The organism is Catenulispora acidiphila DSM 44928 (assembly GCF_000024025.1).
Taxonomy (GTDB): domain Bacteria; phylum Actinomycetota; class Actinomycetes; order Streptomycetales; family Catenulisporaceae; genus Catenulispora; species Catenulispora acidiphila.
In genome coordinates, this window is record NC_013131.1 from 6,175,706 (window position 1) to 6,190,317 (window position 14,612).

Genomic DNA, 14,612 nt, shown 5'->3' on the forward strand with positions numbered 1-14,612 from the left:
GATGGCGGACGCGACAGAACCGCGCGGCGGTCGGGAAACTCGCGGCGCGGCAGTCGACGGCCGGGCGGCAGTCGGCAGCGGCACGGCGATCGGCGGCGGGGCAGTCGGCGGAGCGGCGATCGGCAGGGACTCGGCGATCGGCAGCGGGGCAGTCGGCGGAGCGGCGGCAGTCGGCAGCGCAGCAGTCAGCGGCTCGGCGGTCAGCGGCGCGGCAGTCGGCGACGGCGCGGCAGTCAGCGGCGCGGCAGCTCCCCTGCTCGCAGGCATCAAAGTCCTCAACCTCGCCAGCGTGGGTCCCGCGGCTCGCGCCGGGCGTTGGCTGGCTGATTACGGCGCCGCGGTCGTGAACGTCGGCGCCGTGCCCTCTCGGGGCAAAGAACCAATTCAGATCACGCCGGTCTTCCACGCCTACAGCGGGCATCGCGGCATGCGCCGGATCCTGTTGGATCTGAAGGCCGAGCGGGGGCGGGAGGCCTTCCTGCGCATGGCTGAGCGCGCCGATGTGGTGATCGAGTCCTTCCGTCCTGGCGTGACCGACCGCCTCGGGGTCGGGTATGAGGCGGTGCGCGGTCGCAATGCGAAGATCGTCTACTGCTCCACGACCGGGTTCGGCCAGTCTGGTCCGCATGCGCAGTGGGCTGGGCACGACCTGGATTACCTCGCGGTCGGCGGTTATCTGGCTGTCGGCGAGCCCGGCGTGCGGGGCAATCCCGCGCTGCCCGGCGCGACTCTGGCCGACAGTGCCGGCGGCGGTATGCACGCGGTCATCGCGATCCTCGCCGCGCTGGTGAAGGGTGAGGGCGCGTATCTTGACGTCTCGGTTGCCGACGGCGTGCTGTCGCTGATGTCGCTGGCGGTCGACGAGTATCTGGCTACCGGCAGCGAGCCCGGATATCAGCACTCGATGACCTCCGGTCGCTATGCCTGCTATGGCACCTATGCGGCCGGCGACGGCCGGTGGCTCGCCGTCGCGGCGATCGAGCCGAGGTTCTGGGCGAACTTCTGCCGGCTGCTCGGGCTGGAGAAGTGGGCCGGGCATCAGACCGATGACGTTGTGCAGGACCAGATCCGCGCGGACATCGCGACTTCTCTGGCTGCCAAGGACCGCGACGCGTGGGTCGCGATCCTGTCCGGCGCGGACACCTGCGTCGCGCCGGTTCTCAGCGTCGCCGAGCTGACGGAGGACGCTCAATACCGCTCCCGCGATGCGTTCGTGGCGGCGCAGCATCCGGAGCACGGCGAGCTGCGCCAGAGCGCGCCGCTGCTGGCCGGGATGCTCCGCTCCGACCAGCCCTATCAGCTCCCTTCGGGTACCCACAGCGCGCAACTGCTGCTGGAAGCCGGATTCACCGAGGCCGAGATCAAGGAACTGCTGGAGGAAGGCACCGTGGCATGACCGACGACCTGCCCGCCGACGTCACGGCGCTGATCGACCGCACCTGCTACGAGGAGGCCGCCGACTTCCCCGTGGAGCGCGGCTACGTCTGGACCTCGTGCGCCTCGGTCGAGAACGGCAATCCGCTGTTCTGGGACGAGACCGCCGCCGCGGAGATCACCGGCGGGCCGATCGCGCCGCCGTCGATGCTGTCGACGTGGTTCCGTCCGCACCACTGGACGCCCGGGCAGGACGAGCCGAAGCTGCCGCTCCAAGTCCACTTCGACCTCAAGAAGCGGCTGGACCTGCCCGAGGCGATCATCGCGGAGTTCACCACGGTGTTCCACGAGCCGGTCCGGCCCGGAGACGTCCTGACCACCTGCCAGCGGCTGCGCTCGGTGAGCGGCGTCAAGACCACGAAGCTGGGGCGCGGGCGGTTCTGGACCATCGACGTCGAATACCGCAACGTGCGCGGCGAGCTGTGCGGGGTCGAGTCCTACACCGGCTTCGGCTACAACCGGCAGAACGCGCAGAACCGGCAGGAGCAGAGCGCATGAAACCGCAGCTGACGCTGGAAGACGTCGCCGTCGGGGACGCCCTGCCGGTGCTGAGCTACGAAGTGTCCGCGACGACGGTCGTCCTGGGCGCGCTGGCGACCCGCGACTGGCGGCCGATGCACCACGACCACGATTTCGCCGTGACCCGCAACGGCGTCCGGGACATCTTCCTGAACACGCCGAACCAGGCCGCGTGGTTCGAGCGCTACCTCACCGACTGGACCGGCCCGCACGGACGCCCCGGGCGCATGCGCTTCCGGATGTCGGACTCGGTGTTCCCCGGCGACACGATGGCGATCACCGGCACGGTGACCGGCGTGCGCGTGGACGAGGCCGGCTGCGGCTGGATCGAGGTCGATCTGGACCTGGCGGTCGGCGCGGAGTCCAAGACCGGCTGCTCGGCGCGCATCGCCGTCCCGGTCTCCCCCGACGACAACCCGTGGGCCCGGCGCGGCGAGCGCTGGCGTCCCTAGCGAGCGAGAGAAGGCCCTGAGGATGGACCTCGACTTCAGCGAAGAGCAGCTCCTGCTGCGCGACACGGTGCGCGACCTGTGCGCCAAGCACGTCCCGGCAACCATCGTGCGCGCCCTGGAGAACGACCCCGAGCGCTACCCGGAGGACTTCTGGAAGCAGGCCGCACAGCTCGGACTGCACGGCATGCGCCTGCCGGAGGACCACGGCGGCACCGACATGACCTTGCTGGACGCGGCGCTGGTGTACGCCGAACTCGGCCGCGCACTCGTCCCCTCCCCGCACTTCGCCAGCACGGTGCTCGCCGGACAAGTGCTGGCCATGGCGGGCAGCGCCGAGCAGCAGGAGCGCTGGCTGCCGCGAATCGCTTCCGGCGACGGGATCTTCACAATCGCATGGCTGGAGCCGGATCGGAGCTGCGGACCCAAAGGTGTGAGAGCGAAAGCCCTCCCGGCCAAGGGCGGCGGCTATCGGCTGACAGGCGTCAAGCGCCACGTCCCCTATGCCCGCAGCGCAGAACGGATCCTGGTCCTGGCACGCGACGAAGCCGCTGACGAGGTGGTGTTCCTGCTGGTGGATCCGGCAGCCGAGGGCGTGCGGCTGACGCAGCAACTGACCGTCGCCTCCGACACGCAGTACCGAGTCGACCTCGAGGACGTGTACGTCGCCGAGGACGCAGTCATCCGTGGCGGCTGGCAGCTGTGGGACACGGTCATGCACGACGCGATCGTCCTGGCAGCAGCCCAGTCCTCCGGCGCAGCCCGCCGCACCCTGGAGTTCACCGTCGACTACGCCCTGACCCGGCACCAGTTCGACAAGCCACTCGGCGCCTTCCAAGCGATCGCCCACTACCTCGCCGACGCCGTGACCGCCGTCGACGGCGCCGAAACCCTGGTATGGGAAGCAGCCTGGGCCCGCGACACCGGCCGCCCCACGGCAAAGCTCGCCCCGATGGCGAAACTGTTCGCCGCCGACACCTTCCGCGACGTGACCGCGACCGCGCAGCAGATCTTCGGCGGCAACGGCTTCACCGTCGAGTTCGACACCCAGCTCTACTTCCGCCGCGCCAAGCAGTGGCAGATGGCCTGGTGGGACGCGCGCTACCTCGAGGAGCTGATCGCGGCCGAGGTGCTGGACGCGGCTTGAGTGCGATTAAAAGGCGGCTGGCGACAACAAGGTAAGTTTCTCCACCGCGAACCAGCCCCGCCGTATTTCGCCCGATCCCCCGCCTCTACTTCTTCCGCGCCACGACCCCGTAAGCGATCTGCCGCTCTCGCACCGCCTTCGTCACCGGACCTTCGTTCCACCACGCCGCCATCGGCACCAGTCCCGGTTCCAGCGGCTGCAAATCGCCCAGGAGCTCCAGGACCTCGTCGCGGCTGCGTGCCTGGCACGGGATCGTCGACTGGCGGAAGGCGGCGGCGGTGGCGCGGGCCAGCTCGACGGCGAGGTCGGTGGCGCCGTGGGTGAGGACCAGACAGCTGCCCGGGGGGCAGCCGTCCATGAGGGTGCGCAGATGCTTGGCGGGTTGTTCGTGGTCGAGCAGGAAGTGCAGGAGGCCGGTGGCGATCATGGCCACCGGTTCGTTGAAGTCGATCAGTGCGGTCAGGACCGGGTCGCGCAGGAGTGCCTCGGGTTCGCGCAGGTCCCCCTCGACGAATGCGGTGCCGGGACCGCCGTCGGTGAGCAGGACCCGTGCGTGGGACAGCACGATGGGGTCGTTGTCGACGTAGGCGACCCGGGCTGTCGCCTCGACTCCGCGCACGATCTGGTGTGTGGAGGGCATCGTGGGCAGGCCGGTACCGATGTCGACGAACTGGCGCACGCCGACGGTCGCCAGGCGCACGAGGGCGCGGCGCAGGAAGTCGCGCTGTTCGCGGCAGGTGTCGCGTAAGTACGGATTGGCGCGCAGCAGGAGTTCGGCGGCTGCGCGGTCGGCGCGGAAGTGGTCCTTGCCGCCGAGCAGGAAGTCGTACAACCTCGCGACGTGCGGGGAGTCGGTGTCGAGCGCGGCCGGACGCCGCGGCTGCGGGGCGTCGAACAGCGGCGGCAGCGGACCGCCCAGTCCCTCGTGATCGGCCATGCACCCTCCTGGCGGGCCGGGCCCCGGTCGGTTGTCAGCGCTCGAAGAGAGCCCAGCTTAACCATACTTTTTCTCAGGTCCACAAGCCTTCAGCCAACGATAAGATCTCTTCTGGCAAGGGGTGGACAAGGCCAGGGGCGGAGTCAGTACATGTGGGAGAAGGAACGACGGTCCGTCGCGACGGTGTTCGCCACGCACGGCGCCGTCTCCGGGACGTTCGCCTCGCGCCTGCCGTGGATCTCCGACCACCTGCACCTGTCCGCGGGGAAACTCGGTATCGCGCTGCTCATGTCCTCGATCGGGGCGATCACCACGATGCCCTTCGCCGGCCGCGCGGTCGCCCGCTACGGCACCCGGCTGACGGCGCGCGTGCTGATCGCCGCCTTCCTCGTGGTCGACGTGCTGACGCCGTGGATGCCGAGCCTGCTGGCCCTGATGGGCTGCACGCTGCTGGCCGGCGCGGCCGGAGGCACCTCCGACATGGCGATGAACGCCCAGGGCATCCTGGTCGAGAAGCGCCTGGGCCGCTCGATCATGTCCGGTCTGCACGGCAGCTGGAGCACCGGCGTCCTGATCGCCGCGCTGTTCGGCTCACTGGCCGCCCGCGAGCACCTCGACGCCCGGGTCCACTTCGCCATCGCCGGGGCGATCCTGTCGGTCGTGATGGTCTGGGGCACGCAGGGCTTCCACACCAGCGCGACCGACGTGGGCCTGGTCGAGGACGACTCGGAGTCCGTGCCGCTGTTCGTGATCCCGCGCGGCGTGATCCTGCTCATCGGGCTGGTCGGCTTCTGCGGGATCTACGCCGAGGTCGCGGCGCAGGACTGGTCGTCGGTCTACATGCACCGCGCGCTGCACGGCGGCGAAGCCGAGGCGGCGTTCACCACCGGCATGTTCGCCTTCACCATGGCCGCCGGACGGCTGTCCGGGGACGCGGTGGTGGGGCGTCTCGGCGCGACGACGACGGTGCGCGCCTGCGGAGTCCTCGGCGCCCTCGGCGGCGTGCTGGTCGTCGTGGCGCAAGGACCGGTCCCGGCGGTCATCGGCTTCATGCTGATCGGCGTCGGGGTGTCGGTCGTGGTGCCGCTGGCCTTCGCCGCCGCCGGACACGCCGGACCGAGCCCGACGATGGGCGTCGCGGGCGTCGCGACCATCGCCTACGGAGCGGGCATGGCGGCGCCGGGCATGATCGGCGGCATCGCGGACCTGACGTCGCTGCGCGTGGCGTTCTGCGCGGTCGCGGTGCTCGCCGGGATGGTCGCGCTCGGCGGCGGGCTGCTGGGACGGAACGCGCCGACGGCAGTGCACGGCGTGCCAGGGCCTCGGGCCGTGGAGGCCGAGGCGCTGGCTACCGAAGGCTGATCCGCCGCCTCACCCCGCGTTGAAGTACGAAGCCTCCGGGTGGTGCGCGACGATCGCGTCCGTCGACTGCTCCGGGTGCAGCTGGTACTCCTCCGACAGCTGCACGTTGATCCGCTCCGGCTTCAGCAGCTCCACGATCTTCGTCCGGTCCTCCAGGTCCGGGCACGCGGGATATCCGAAGGAGTACCGGCATCCCCGGTACTCCACCTTGAACAGACCCTCCGTGGACTCCGGGTCCTCCGCGGCGTAGCCGAGCTCGTCGCGGACCCGCGCGTGCCAGTACTCAGCCAGCGCCTCGGCCAGCTGCACCGACAAGCCGTGCAGCTCCATGTATTCGCGGTAGGAGTTCGCGGCGAACAGCTCCCCGGTCGCCTCGGCGATCCGCGCGCCGACCGTCACCAGCTGGAACGGCGCGACGTCCACTTCCCCGCTCTCCTGCGGACGCCAGAAGTCCGACAGGCACAGGTGACGGTCACGCCGCTGACGCGGGAACGTGAAGCTGGTCCGCTGCTCCCCGCTCTCGTCCAGGATCAGCAGGCTGTCGCCCTTGCTCACCGCCGGGAAGTAGCCGTAGACCACCGCCGCGTCCAGCAGGTTCTCAGTCTGCAGACGCTCCAGCCACATCCGCAGGCGCGGGCGTCCCTCGGTCTCGACTAGTTCCTCATAGGAACGCCCGCCCGAGCCGCGCCCGGGCTTGAGTCCCCACTGTCCGAGGAACAGCGCGCGCTCGTCGAGGTAGGGCGCGTACTCCGCCAGCCGGATGCCCTTCACCATGCGGTCGCCCCAGAACGGCGGCGCGGGGATCGGGTTGTCCAGCGCGACGTCGGAGCGCGCCGGGATCGGCTCGTCCGGGATCTCGCGCAGCGGCCCGGAGGCCTTCACCCGGCGCGGACGCAGCGCGGGCAGGGACGCCCCCGGCACGCCGGCCTTCACCGCCGCGACCGCGTCCATCAGGTTCAGTCCCTCGAACGCGTCGCGGGCGTAGCGGACCTCGCCGTCGTACAGCTCGGCGAGATCCTGCTCGACGTAGGCGCGGGTGAGCGCGGCGCCGCCGAGCAGCACCGGCCAGCGGTCCGCCACCCCGCGGGTGTTCATCTCCTCGAGGTTCTCCTTCATCACCACCGTGGACTTCACCAGCAGCCCGGACATCCCGATGGCGTCGGCGGCGTGCTCCTCGGCGGCGTCCAGGATGGTCTGCAGCGGCTGCTTGATGCCGAGGTTGACCACGTTGTAGCCGTTGTTCGACAAGATGATGTCGACCAGGTTCTTGCCGATGTCGTGGACGTCGCCCTTCACCGTGGCGAGCACGATCGTGCCCTTGCCGGTGGAGTCCGACTTCTCCATGTGCGGCTCCAGGTGCGCCACCGCGGTCTTCATGGTCTCCGCGCTCTGCAGCACGAACGGCAGCTGCATCTCCCCGGAGCCGAACAGCTCGCCGACCGTCTTCATGCCGTCCAGCAGCACCTCGTTGACGATCTCCAGCGCCGGACGCTCGCCGAGCGCCTCGTCCAGGTCGGCCTCCAGACCCTTGCGCTCGCCGTCGATGATGCGGCGCTTGAGGCGCTCGTTCAGCGGCAGCGCGGCCAGCTCGTCGGCGCGCGAGGCCTTCAGGGAGGCCGCGTCCACGCCCTCGAACAGCTCCAGCAGCCGGGTCAGCGGGTCGTAGCCCTCGGCGCGGCGGTCGTAGACCAGGTCCAGGGCGGTCTTGCGCTGCTCCTCCGGGATGCGGGCGATCGGCAGGATCTTGGAGGCGTGGACGATCGCCGAGTCCAGTCCGGCCTCGACGCACTCGTGCAGGAACACCGAGTTCAGGACCTGGCGCGCGGCGGGGTTCAGGCCGAAGGAGATGTTCGACAGGCCCAGCGTGGTCTGCACGTCCGGGTGCCGGCGCTTCAGCTCCCGGATGCCCTCGATGGTCTCCAGGCCGTCGCGGCGCGACTCCTCCTGCCCGGTACAGATGGTGAAGGTCAGACAGTCCACGAGGATCGAGTCCTCCGGGACGCCCCAGTTGCCGGTGATGTCCTCGATCAGCCGCTCGGCGATCGCCACCTTGTGCTCGGCGGTGCGCGCCTGGCCCTGCTCGTCGATGGTCAGGGCGATGACGCCGGCGCCGTGCGCGGACACCAGCTCCATGATGCGGGCGAAGCGCGAGGTCGGTCCGTCGCCGTCCTCGTAGTTCACCGAGTTGATCACGGCGCGCCCGCCGAGCGTCTCCAGCCCGGCCTGCAGCACCTGCGGCTCGGTGGAGTCCAGCACGATCGGCAGCGTGGAGGCGGTCGCGAAGCGGCTGGCGACCTGCTGCATGTCCCGGACGCCGTCGCGGCCGACGTAGTCCACGCACAGGTCGAGCATGTGCGCGCCGTCGCGGATCTGGTTGCGGGCGATCTCCACGCACGCGTCCCAGTTCTCGGCCAGCAGCGCCTCGCGGAACGCCTTGGAGCCGTTGGTGTTCGCGCGCTCGCCGATCGCCAGATAGCTGATGTCCTGCCGGAACGGCACGTGCTGATACAGCGAGGACGCCCCGGGCTCGCGCTTGGGATCGCGCTGCGGCACCTCCCGGCCGCCGAGGCTCTCCACCAACTGCCGCAGGTGCTCCGGGGTGGTGCCGCAGCAGCCGCCGATGAGCGCGATGCCGAACTGGTCGACGAACCGCGCGTGCCAGTCCACGAGCTCCTCCGGGCTCAGCGGATAGTGCGCGCCGTCGGAGGTCAGCACCGGAAGTCCGGCGTTGGGCATGCAGGAGAGCCCGATGGTGGAGTGCTTGGCCAGGTAGCGCAGGTGCTCGCTCATCTCGGCCGGGCCGGTGGAGCAGTTCAGTCCGATGCGCTCGATGCCCAGGGACTCCAGCGCGGTCAGCGCCGCGCCGACCTCGGTGCCCAGCAGCATCGTGCCGGTGGTCTCGAACGCCGCCGAGGCCCAGACCGGGACGTCGATCCCGGCGGCGCGCGCCGCGGCCTTCGCCCCCAGCACCGAGGCCTTGATCTGCAGCAGGTCCTGGCTGGTCTCCACCAGCAGGGCGTCCGCGCCGCCGGCGATCAGCCCGGCGGCCTCGGCCTGGTAGGCGTCGCGCAGGGTGGCGTAGCCGATCTGGCCCAGCGACGGCAGCTTGGTCCCCGGACCGATGGAGCCGATCACCCAGCGCGGCTTGTCGGCGGTGGCGAAGCCGTCGGCGACCTCGCGGGCCAGCCGGGCGCCGGCTTCGGAGAGCTCGAAGACGCGGTCGGAGATGTCGTAGTCGCCGAGGTTGGTGTGGTTCGCGCCGAAGGTGTTGGTCTCCACGCAGTCCACGCCGGCGCGGAAGTACTCCTCGTGGACGGTCTGCACGATGTCGGGGCGGGAGATGTTCAGGATCTCGTTGCAGCCCTCGTGGCCCTGGAAGTCGTCCAGCGTGGGATTCTGCGCCTGCAGCATGGTGCCCATGGCTCCGTCGGCGACCACCACCCTGGTCCGGAGTGCTTCGCGGAGTGCGGCGATCCGGGCGTTTCCGGCGTGCGCGGAAGGGGCGGCGGTCGAGGCCATGGGGATTCCTCCGGGGTGAGCGGCTGCTCTTACGTGACCAACGGACACGAGTCTAGTCCGGGAGCACTCCCCGGACAGGGCGTGTCCACTTGCTGGAGCGGCGCGGGTTCGGCGGCGCCCTGGCGGGGTTGTCAGGTGGTGGAGGCTGACGGCGCAGCGTGGGCCGGCGGGGCGGCGATCGGGGACGCGGCTGGTGGCTGGGGTGCTGGCTTGGTTGGTGTCTGTGGTGCCGCGTTGGCTGGTGTCTGTGGTGCTGCCTCGGCTGGTGTCTGTGGTGCTGCCTCGGCTGTTGTCTCTGGTGCTGCCTCGGTTGGTGTCTCTGGTGCTGTCTTGGCCGCAGACTCGCCGATCTCCTCGATGGCCGCTGCGACCACCCCCTCGACCACCGCCTCGACCGGCATCCGACCGCCGGCGACCTGCCGCGCGACCTCGGCCCAGCGCTCGGGTCGGCCGTCCAGACGCGCGGCGACCAGGGCTTCGAGCGGGAAGTGGCCGGTGCGGTCGAGTTCGGCTTCGTCACGGAGCATCTGGCCGCCGAACGCTTCCTCGTCCAGGACGTCGAGCCAGTGCCGGCGCGGTATCCGCTTGGCCGCCTCGACCAGCGGCTCGGCGCTTCCGGCGGCCATGGACGCGCGGACGGCGGGCTGCACGGCGTCCAGGCTTCCGGCGCGTTCCAGGTCCAGCGCCCAGACCGGTTCCGGCCCGGCGGCCTCGGCGAGGGCGCCGTAGAGGCAGGTCAGCGTGGCCGGATCGGCCCGGTCCAGCACCGCGGCGACCAGCCGGTGCAGCAGCGTCGGGGCGTCGGTGAGCGACCAGGCAAGGTCCATGAGCCGGTCGGTGCGCTCGCCGAGCAGGCTGACGGCCCACGCGCGCACCTCGTGCGCCGGCTCGGAGGCGGCGTAGGCGCGGAAGGCGCGCTTCAGGACTTTCGGCGGAATGATCTCGCGGTACATGACATGCCGGGCATAACCGCCGTGGACCTGCTCCAAGACGAAGTCCGGACACAGGTCGTTGCCCAGCAATTCACGCTGCCCGCCGACACTGCCGCCGACGCCGCGCGCGACCAACGGCCTGCTCAGCGGACCGCTGCGCAACATCCAGTCCATTTTGTAGGCAACGACGTTCGGACGCCGCGTTTCCACCAAGCCGGCAAGGTAGCGGGCTGCGACATCGCGCGGAGCGAGGGCCAGCAGCAGGTTCTGCGTGGCGTGGCTGGAACGGTGCGGATGCAGGAATCGATGCACGCTGCCAGGCGCCTCATCAGAGTGCAGAAGCTCGCCGACCGACCCGGCGAAGCTGCCACTGAGGTCGATCGCGGCGGCCCAGCGCACATGATCCTCGCCCAGCTCCTCGGCCAAACGACGCGCGAGCAGCACCCTGACATCGCCCGTCGCCCGGCGGAACCACGGCCGCGCATACTCGGCGGGCGTGCACACAGCCAGCGCCAGAGCCAACGCCGCCGGCCGCGTGTGATCAAGAACCTGCTCAGCACTCAGGGATCCAGCACACAACGCCTCGAGCGCGAGCGCCCGCAGGCGTGTGACGGCGGCACCGAGGTCGGCATCGACCGGAGCCTCCTCGACCAGCACCCGGACATACGCCTCAAGCCCAAGCGGACGCGGCGCCACATGCTCAGGCTGCTGCACCAACCGCCGCGCAAGCATCCGCCGCACCGCCGCCGGACCGCACCTCGAGACGTACGCGACGACCGCCGGCGCCAGCGGCAGCGCGGCAGTCGCAACAGCCTCGGCGAGCTGGTCAGGAGTGAGGGCGGCAAGAGCGGGCGCCACATCAGCCGGACGCGCCGAACCCAGCAACCGCAGCACGGCAACCGGGCCAGGGACCGCGTCGAGGGAGGCTTCACGGAGGCGCACGCTGTCGGTCGGCCAGGTTGGCGAAGGCGGTGCAGCCGGCGTGGTCGGCGCAGCTGGCACTGTGAGCGAGGTCGACCCGGTCGGGACCGCGAGCGAGATCGGCGCGGCCAGCACAGGCGGCGTGATCGGTACAGCCAGTGCGGTCGGCGCAGCTGGCACAGTGAGCGAGGTCGATCCAGTCGGCACCGTGAGCGAGATCGGCGCGGCCAGCACGGTCGGCGAGGTCGGTGCGGCCAGCGCGGTGTCCGAGATGGATCCAGTCAACTCGGTCAGCGCAGTCATCGCGGTGGTAGCAGTGGTAGTCGTCGGCGCGGTCGGCATGCTCGGTGCTGCGCGGGAGGCCAATCCCGTCGGCGCGGCCGATCCGGTCTGGCCAGTCGACGCGGTGGTCGCGATCGCCGCGATCGCCGTGGTCGCCACCGCCGATGCCGTCTCCGTCGGCCCGCCCGGCAACGTCACGGACGCCTGATCTGCCACCAGGGCATCTTGCCCTGTCTGGGCGAATCTGAGTACTCCTCAGCTCGCTGGGGGTGAGGAGTGCTGGTGTCGGGCGGTACTCGACCTGCACCGCCCTGGCGCGCACGATGGTCGCCGGCATCGCGCCGGCCGCCGCCACGTAACAGGGATCCGCGCTACCGCAGCACCATGCCACGAAAGCGCCCGCCACGAAACATCGTGGCGGGCGCAGCCGGCGGACCGGTGGCTGTCGACGACCGGTCGGTCCGTCCATCGTTCCCGATATCGGCTCACTGCTGGTTACGGCCCATTCCGACCGTTCCGGCGGCGAGTGCCGACACCGTCTAGCAGTAGCGCATCCTATCTTCCCCGGGCGATGTAAAGCATGCTTGACACCTGCTCGATGTAAAGCGTACTTTCCATCCATGCGGAACGACATGCGGGCACTGCGGCAGGGCAAGGGCCTGTCGCAGCAGGACCTGGGCGAAGCGCTCGGGGTCTCGCGGCAGACGGTCAACGCGATCGAGCAGAGCCGCTACGATCCCTCGCTCCCCCTGGCGATCCGCATCGCACGGTATTTCGGCACAACAGTGGAGGGGATGTTCCATGTCGACGGATGCTGACAGGAACGCGGGGGGCGCTCGCGACGCTGAAAACGCTGGCATCGCGAGCGCACCGAGCAGCGCCCGACAGCGCGGCGCCCGGCGCCAATCGTGGATCGTGCCGGTGACGGCGGCCGTGCTGGGCGCGGCGTTCCTGGCGATCTACCTGGGCCACCACAATGTGGGGATGGCCGTTTCCGGCCTGCTCATCATGCTCGGCTACGCGGCCGTGCTGGTCATCGGCTCACGCCGGTCGGAGGCGGTGTCGCTGCTGCGCGGCGAGACCGGCGACGAGCGCGCCCGCTCGATCGAGCAGCGCGCGTCCGCCCTCACGCTGCACGTGCTGGCCCTCGTGCTGGTCGGCGGGTACATCGTCGCGCTGATCCGCGGCCACGAATCGGGGACCTGGGCCGGCCTGTGCGCGGTCCTCGGCGGTACCTATCTGCTCTCGACGGTCGTCCTGACCCGGCGCGGCTGAGGCGCCGTGGCGCGGAACCCCCGGTTCCACGCCACGGCGCCGTCTTCCGTCAGTACCAGTCGACGACCGTCACCTCCGAACTCGGCACCCACGCCTCGCGATGGTTGTAGTCGATCCCGAACCACAGGTTCTTCGTGCCGTCCTCGAACACCGACTTCGGCGCGGCCCACAGCGAGCCGGACGGCGCGGTGCCGATGACGTACGACGAACTCGTTGTCGGACGCCCGTAGATGCCGATCGTCCCGTTCGCCGTCGGCGGCTTCAGGCTCACCACATAGGAGTGGACGGGCACCGCCGACCCCGCCGGAACCGCCAGCCACGCCTTCTTCGCATCGGCGTACTGGCTCGGCGTGGCGTTGGACAGCCGGTCGTTCTCGCCGTACCAGATCTGGTACATCGTCATCCCGCTGCCGCCCTGGTCCGGCTGGGAGGCGAGGTAGTAGTACGGCATCTGGGTCTCGATGTTCGTGGTCTCGTCGTTGGGATCGGTGCCCGGTGCTCCCGGAATGACAGCGTCCTTAGTACTCGGCCCGGTATAGAGCTTGAAGAAGCTGTTGTTGGCCGCGGTCTCGGTCCCGTCCGCGCCCAACGGCTTCTGGTCGCTGCTCGGGTTCACCCGGAACAGTCCGGTGGCCGGGGTGTTCCCGGTCGGGTACGGGACTCCGAGGGAGTGGATCAGCCCGAAGTAGTAGTCCCACAGCCAGTACTTGCCCGGGTCGACGTGGTTCGGCGAACTGGCGGTGGTCGGCGCCGGGGTGGTGCCGTGCGCGGTGATGTGGGCGTGGTCCAGCGGGATGTTGTACTTGTTCGCCAGGTAGGCGACCAGCTTGGCCGAGGCCAGGTATTCGGTGGCGTTGTACCACTGGTAGCCGGTGGCGTCGATGCCTGCGTGCTCGATCCCGACCGCGTGCTCGTTGTAGTAGAAGTTCCCCGCGTGGTACGCGATGTCCTTCTCTCTGACCACCTGGTAGACCGTGCCGTCGCTGTCGATGACGTAGTGGACGCTGACACCCTTGCTGATGTCCTGGAAGGTGGTCAGGGCATCCTGCGCGGTGCCCTCGATGTCGTGGATGGTCACGTCGTAGACGGCATAGCTCGTCGGACGGTTCGAGCTCTCATACGTGCACGGCCCGCTGACCACGTTGCAGTCGTAGGAAGTCGGGACCACGCAGTCGATCGCCGACGGGTAGTCGACCTTGCTGTCCTTCACGCATCCGCCGGGCAGCGCACCGGGAGCCAGCGGCACCGAGCCGAGCGTGGACGTGTCCGGTGTCACGGCCTGCGGCGCCAGGGTTATCTGGGAGCCGTCGTCCGCGATCCCGGTGAAGCCGCCGGCGATCAGCTTGTACGCGGCGTCGGCGTACATCCCGGCCACCGACCGCGAGGAAGCGTGGCTGTAGGCGGCGATCGGCGCGTACCAGCCGGCCAGTGAGGTCGGCAGTTTCGGCGCCAAGGACAGCGCCTCGGCACGGAGCACCGCCGCACCGCCGCGGATGTTCGCCGCGGTGTCGTGTTGCAGGGCGCTGACGCTCAGTCCAGTGAGCTTGGCGGCCTGGTCGAGCGTGTCGGCCTTGTCGCTCTTCACCAGGTTCATGCAGCCGTAGCCGCCGTCCACGCTGGCCTGCCCGCCGTGCGCGCCGAGCCTGCCCTCCAGGTAGCAGACCGATTCCAGGACTTGCTGCGGCACGCCGTAGGTGTGGGCGGCGTCCGCGAACGCCGCGGTGACGTTCCCGCTGGAGGTACCGGCCTGGGCCGGGGCACCGCTCAGGCCGTAGGTGAGCAGTGCGGCCGCGGCCAGTACCACTCCGACCATGCGCATGCGCGCTGTACGAGCT

12 protein-coding genes are annotated in these 14,612 nt (G+C 70.1%); 8 read left to right on the forward strand and 4 right to left on the reverse strand.

What is annotated here, in order from left to right; genetic code table 11:
• The first annotated feature begins 1 nt into the window (after window position 1).
• From CACI_RS26500 to CACI_RS26515, 4 genes are read left to right on the forward strand one after another with little or no spacing between them, the layout of a single operon-like run.
• Complete coding sequence (locus tag CACI_RS26500) at window positions 2–1,396, forward strand: CaiB/BaiF CoA transferase family protein (protein WP_015793945.1); 1,395 nt, start codon at window positions 2–4, stop codon at window positions 1,394–1,396.
• Entirely contained in the window at window positions 1,393–1,932 is a 540-nt protein-coding gene (locus tag CACI_RS26505) for an FAS1-like dehydratase domain-containing protein (protein ID WP_015793946.1), read from the forward strand. Before CACI_RS26500 ends, CACI_RS26505 begins: the two co-directional genes overlap by 4 nt.
• Window positions 1,929–2,405, forward strand: coding sequence for a hotdog family protein (locus CACI_RS26510; RefSeq protein ID WP_015793947.1), 477 nt, complete (start codon window positions 1,929–1,931; stop codon window positions 2,403–2,405). The genes CACI_RS26505 and CACI_RS26510 overlap by 4 nt, the downstream gene beginning before the upstream one ends.
• A 22-nt stretch (window positions 2,406–2,427) precedes the next feature.
• Complete coding sequence (locus CACI_RS26515; RefSeq protein WP_015793948.1) at window positions 2,428–3,549, forward strand: acyl-CoA dehydrogenase family protein; 1,122 nt, start codon at window positions 2,428–2,430, stop codon at window positions 3,547–3,549.
• Between the two features lie 85 nt (window positions 3,550–3,634).
• Here the strand turns inward: CACI_RS26515 and CACI_RS26520 are convergent, their stop codons facing one another.
• Window positions 3,635–4,486: an SAM-dependent methyltransferase gene (locus tag CACI_RS26520; protein ID WP_015793949.1), complete on the reverse strand. Its 852-nt coding sequence runs from the start codon at window positions 4,484–4,486 to the stop codon at window positions 3,635–3,637.
• 150 nt (window positions 4,487–4,636) lie between these two features.
• Here CACI_RS26520 and CACI_RS26525 point away from each other — a divergent pair, with 150 nt between their 5' ends.
• Window positions 4,637–5,848, forward strand: coding sequence for an MFS transporter (locus tag CACI_RS26525; protein WP_015793950.1), 1,212 nt, complete (start codon window positions 4,637–4,639; stop codon window positions 5,846–5,848).
• 9 nt (window positions 5,849–5,857) lie between these two features.
• Here the strand turns inward: CACI_RS26525 and metH are convergent, their stop codons facing one another.
• Window positions 5,858–9,367: a methionine synthase gene (gene metH, locus CACI_RS26530; RefSeq protein WP_015793951.1), complete on the reverse strand. Its 3,510-nt coding sequence runs from the start codon at window positions 9,365–9,367 to the stop codon at window positions 5,858–5,860.
• A gap of 131 nt (window positions 9,368–9,498) precedes the next feature.
• The gene (locus CACI_RS46075) at window positions 9,499–11,241 is read right to left on the reverse strand and encodes a hypothetical protein (RefSeq protein WP_143765403.1); all 1,743 of its coding nucleotides are present in this window, start codon (window positions 11,239–11,241) and stop codon (window positions 9,499–9,501) included.
• 61 nt (window positions 11,242–11,302) lie between these two features.
• Between CACI_RS46075 and CACI_RS26540 the strand changes: the two genes are divergently transcribed.
• The 3 genes from CACI_RS26540 (at window position 11,303) to CACI_RS26550 (ending at window position 12,777) form a co-directional block, all read left to right on the forward strand.
• Entirely contained in the window at window positions 11,303–11,710 is a 408-nt protein-coding gene (locus CACI_RS26540; protein WP_143765404.1) for a hypothetical protein, read from the forward strand.
• A gap of 412 nt (window positions 11,711–12,122) precedes the next feature.
• Window positions 12,123–12,320 carry a helix-turn-helix transcriptional regulator gene (locus tag CACI_RS26545; protein WP_015793954.1) on the forward strand — a complete coding sequence of 66 codons (198 nt, stop codon included), beginning with the start codon at window positions 12,123–12,125 and terminating at the stop codon, window positions 12,318–12,320.
• Window positions 12,321–12,423: 103 nt separating this feature from the next.
• Entirely contained in the window at window positions 12,424–12,777 is a 354-nt protein-coding gene (locus CACI_RS26550) for a DUF2178 domain-containing protein (protein ID WP_041540472.1), read from the forward strand.
• A gap of 49 nt (window positions 12,778–12,826) precedes the next feature.
• Here CACI_RS26550 and CACI_RS46080 read toward each other — a convergent pair whose 3' ends face one another.
• On the reverse strand, window positions 12,827–14,596 hold the full coding sequence (locus tag CACI_RS46080) for an N-acetylmuramoyl-L-alanine amidase (RefSeq protein WP_015793956.1): 1,770 nt from the start codon (window positions 14,594–14,596) through the stop codon (window positions 12,827–12,829).
• Between the last annotated feature and the right edge of the window lie 16 nt (window positions 14,597–14,612).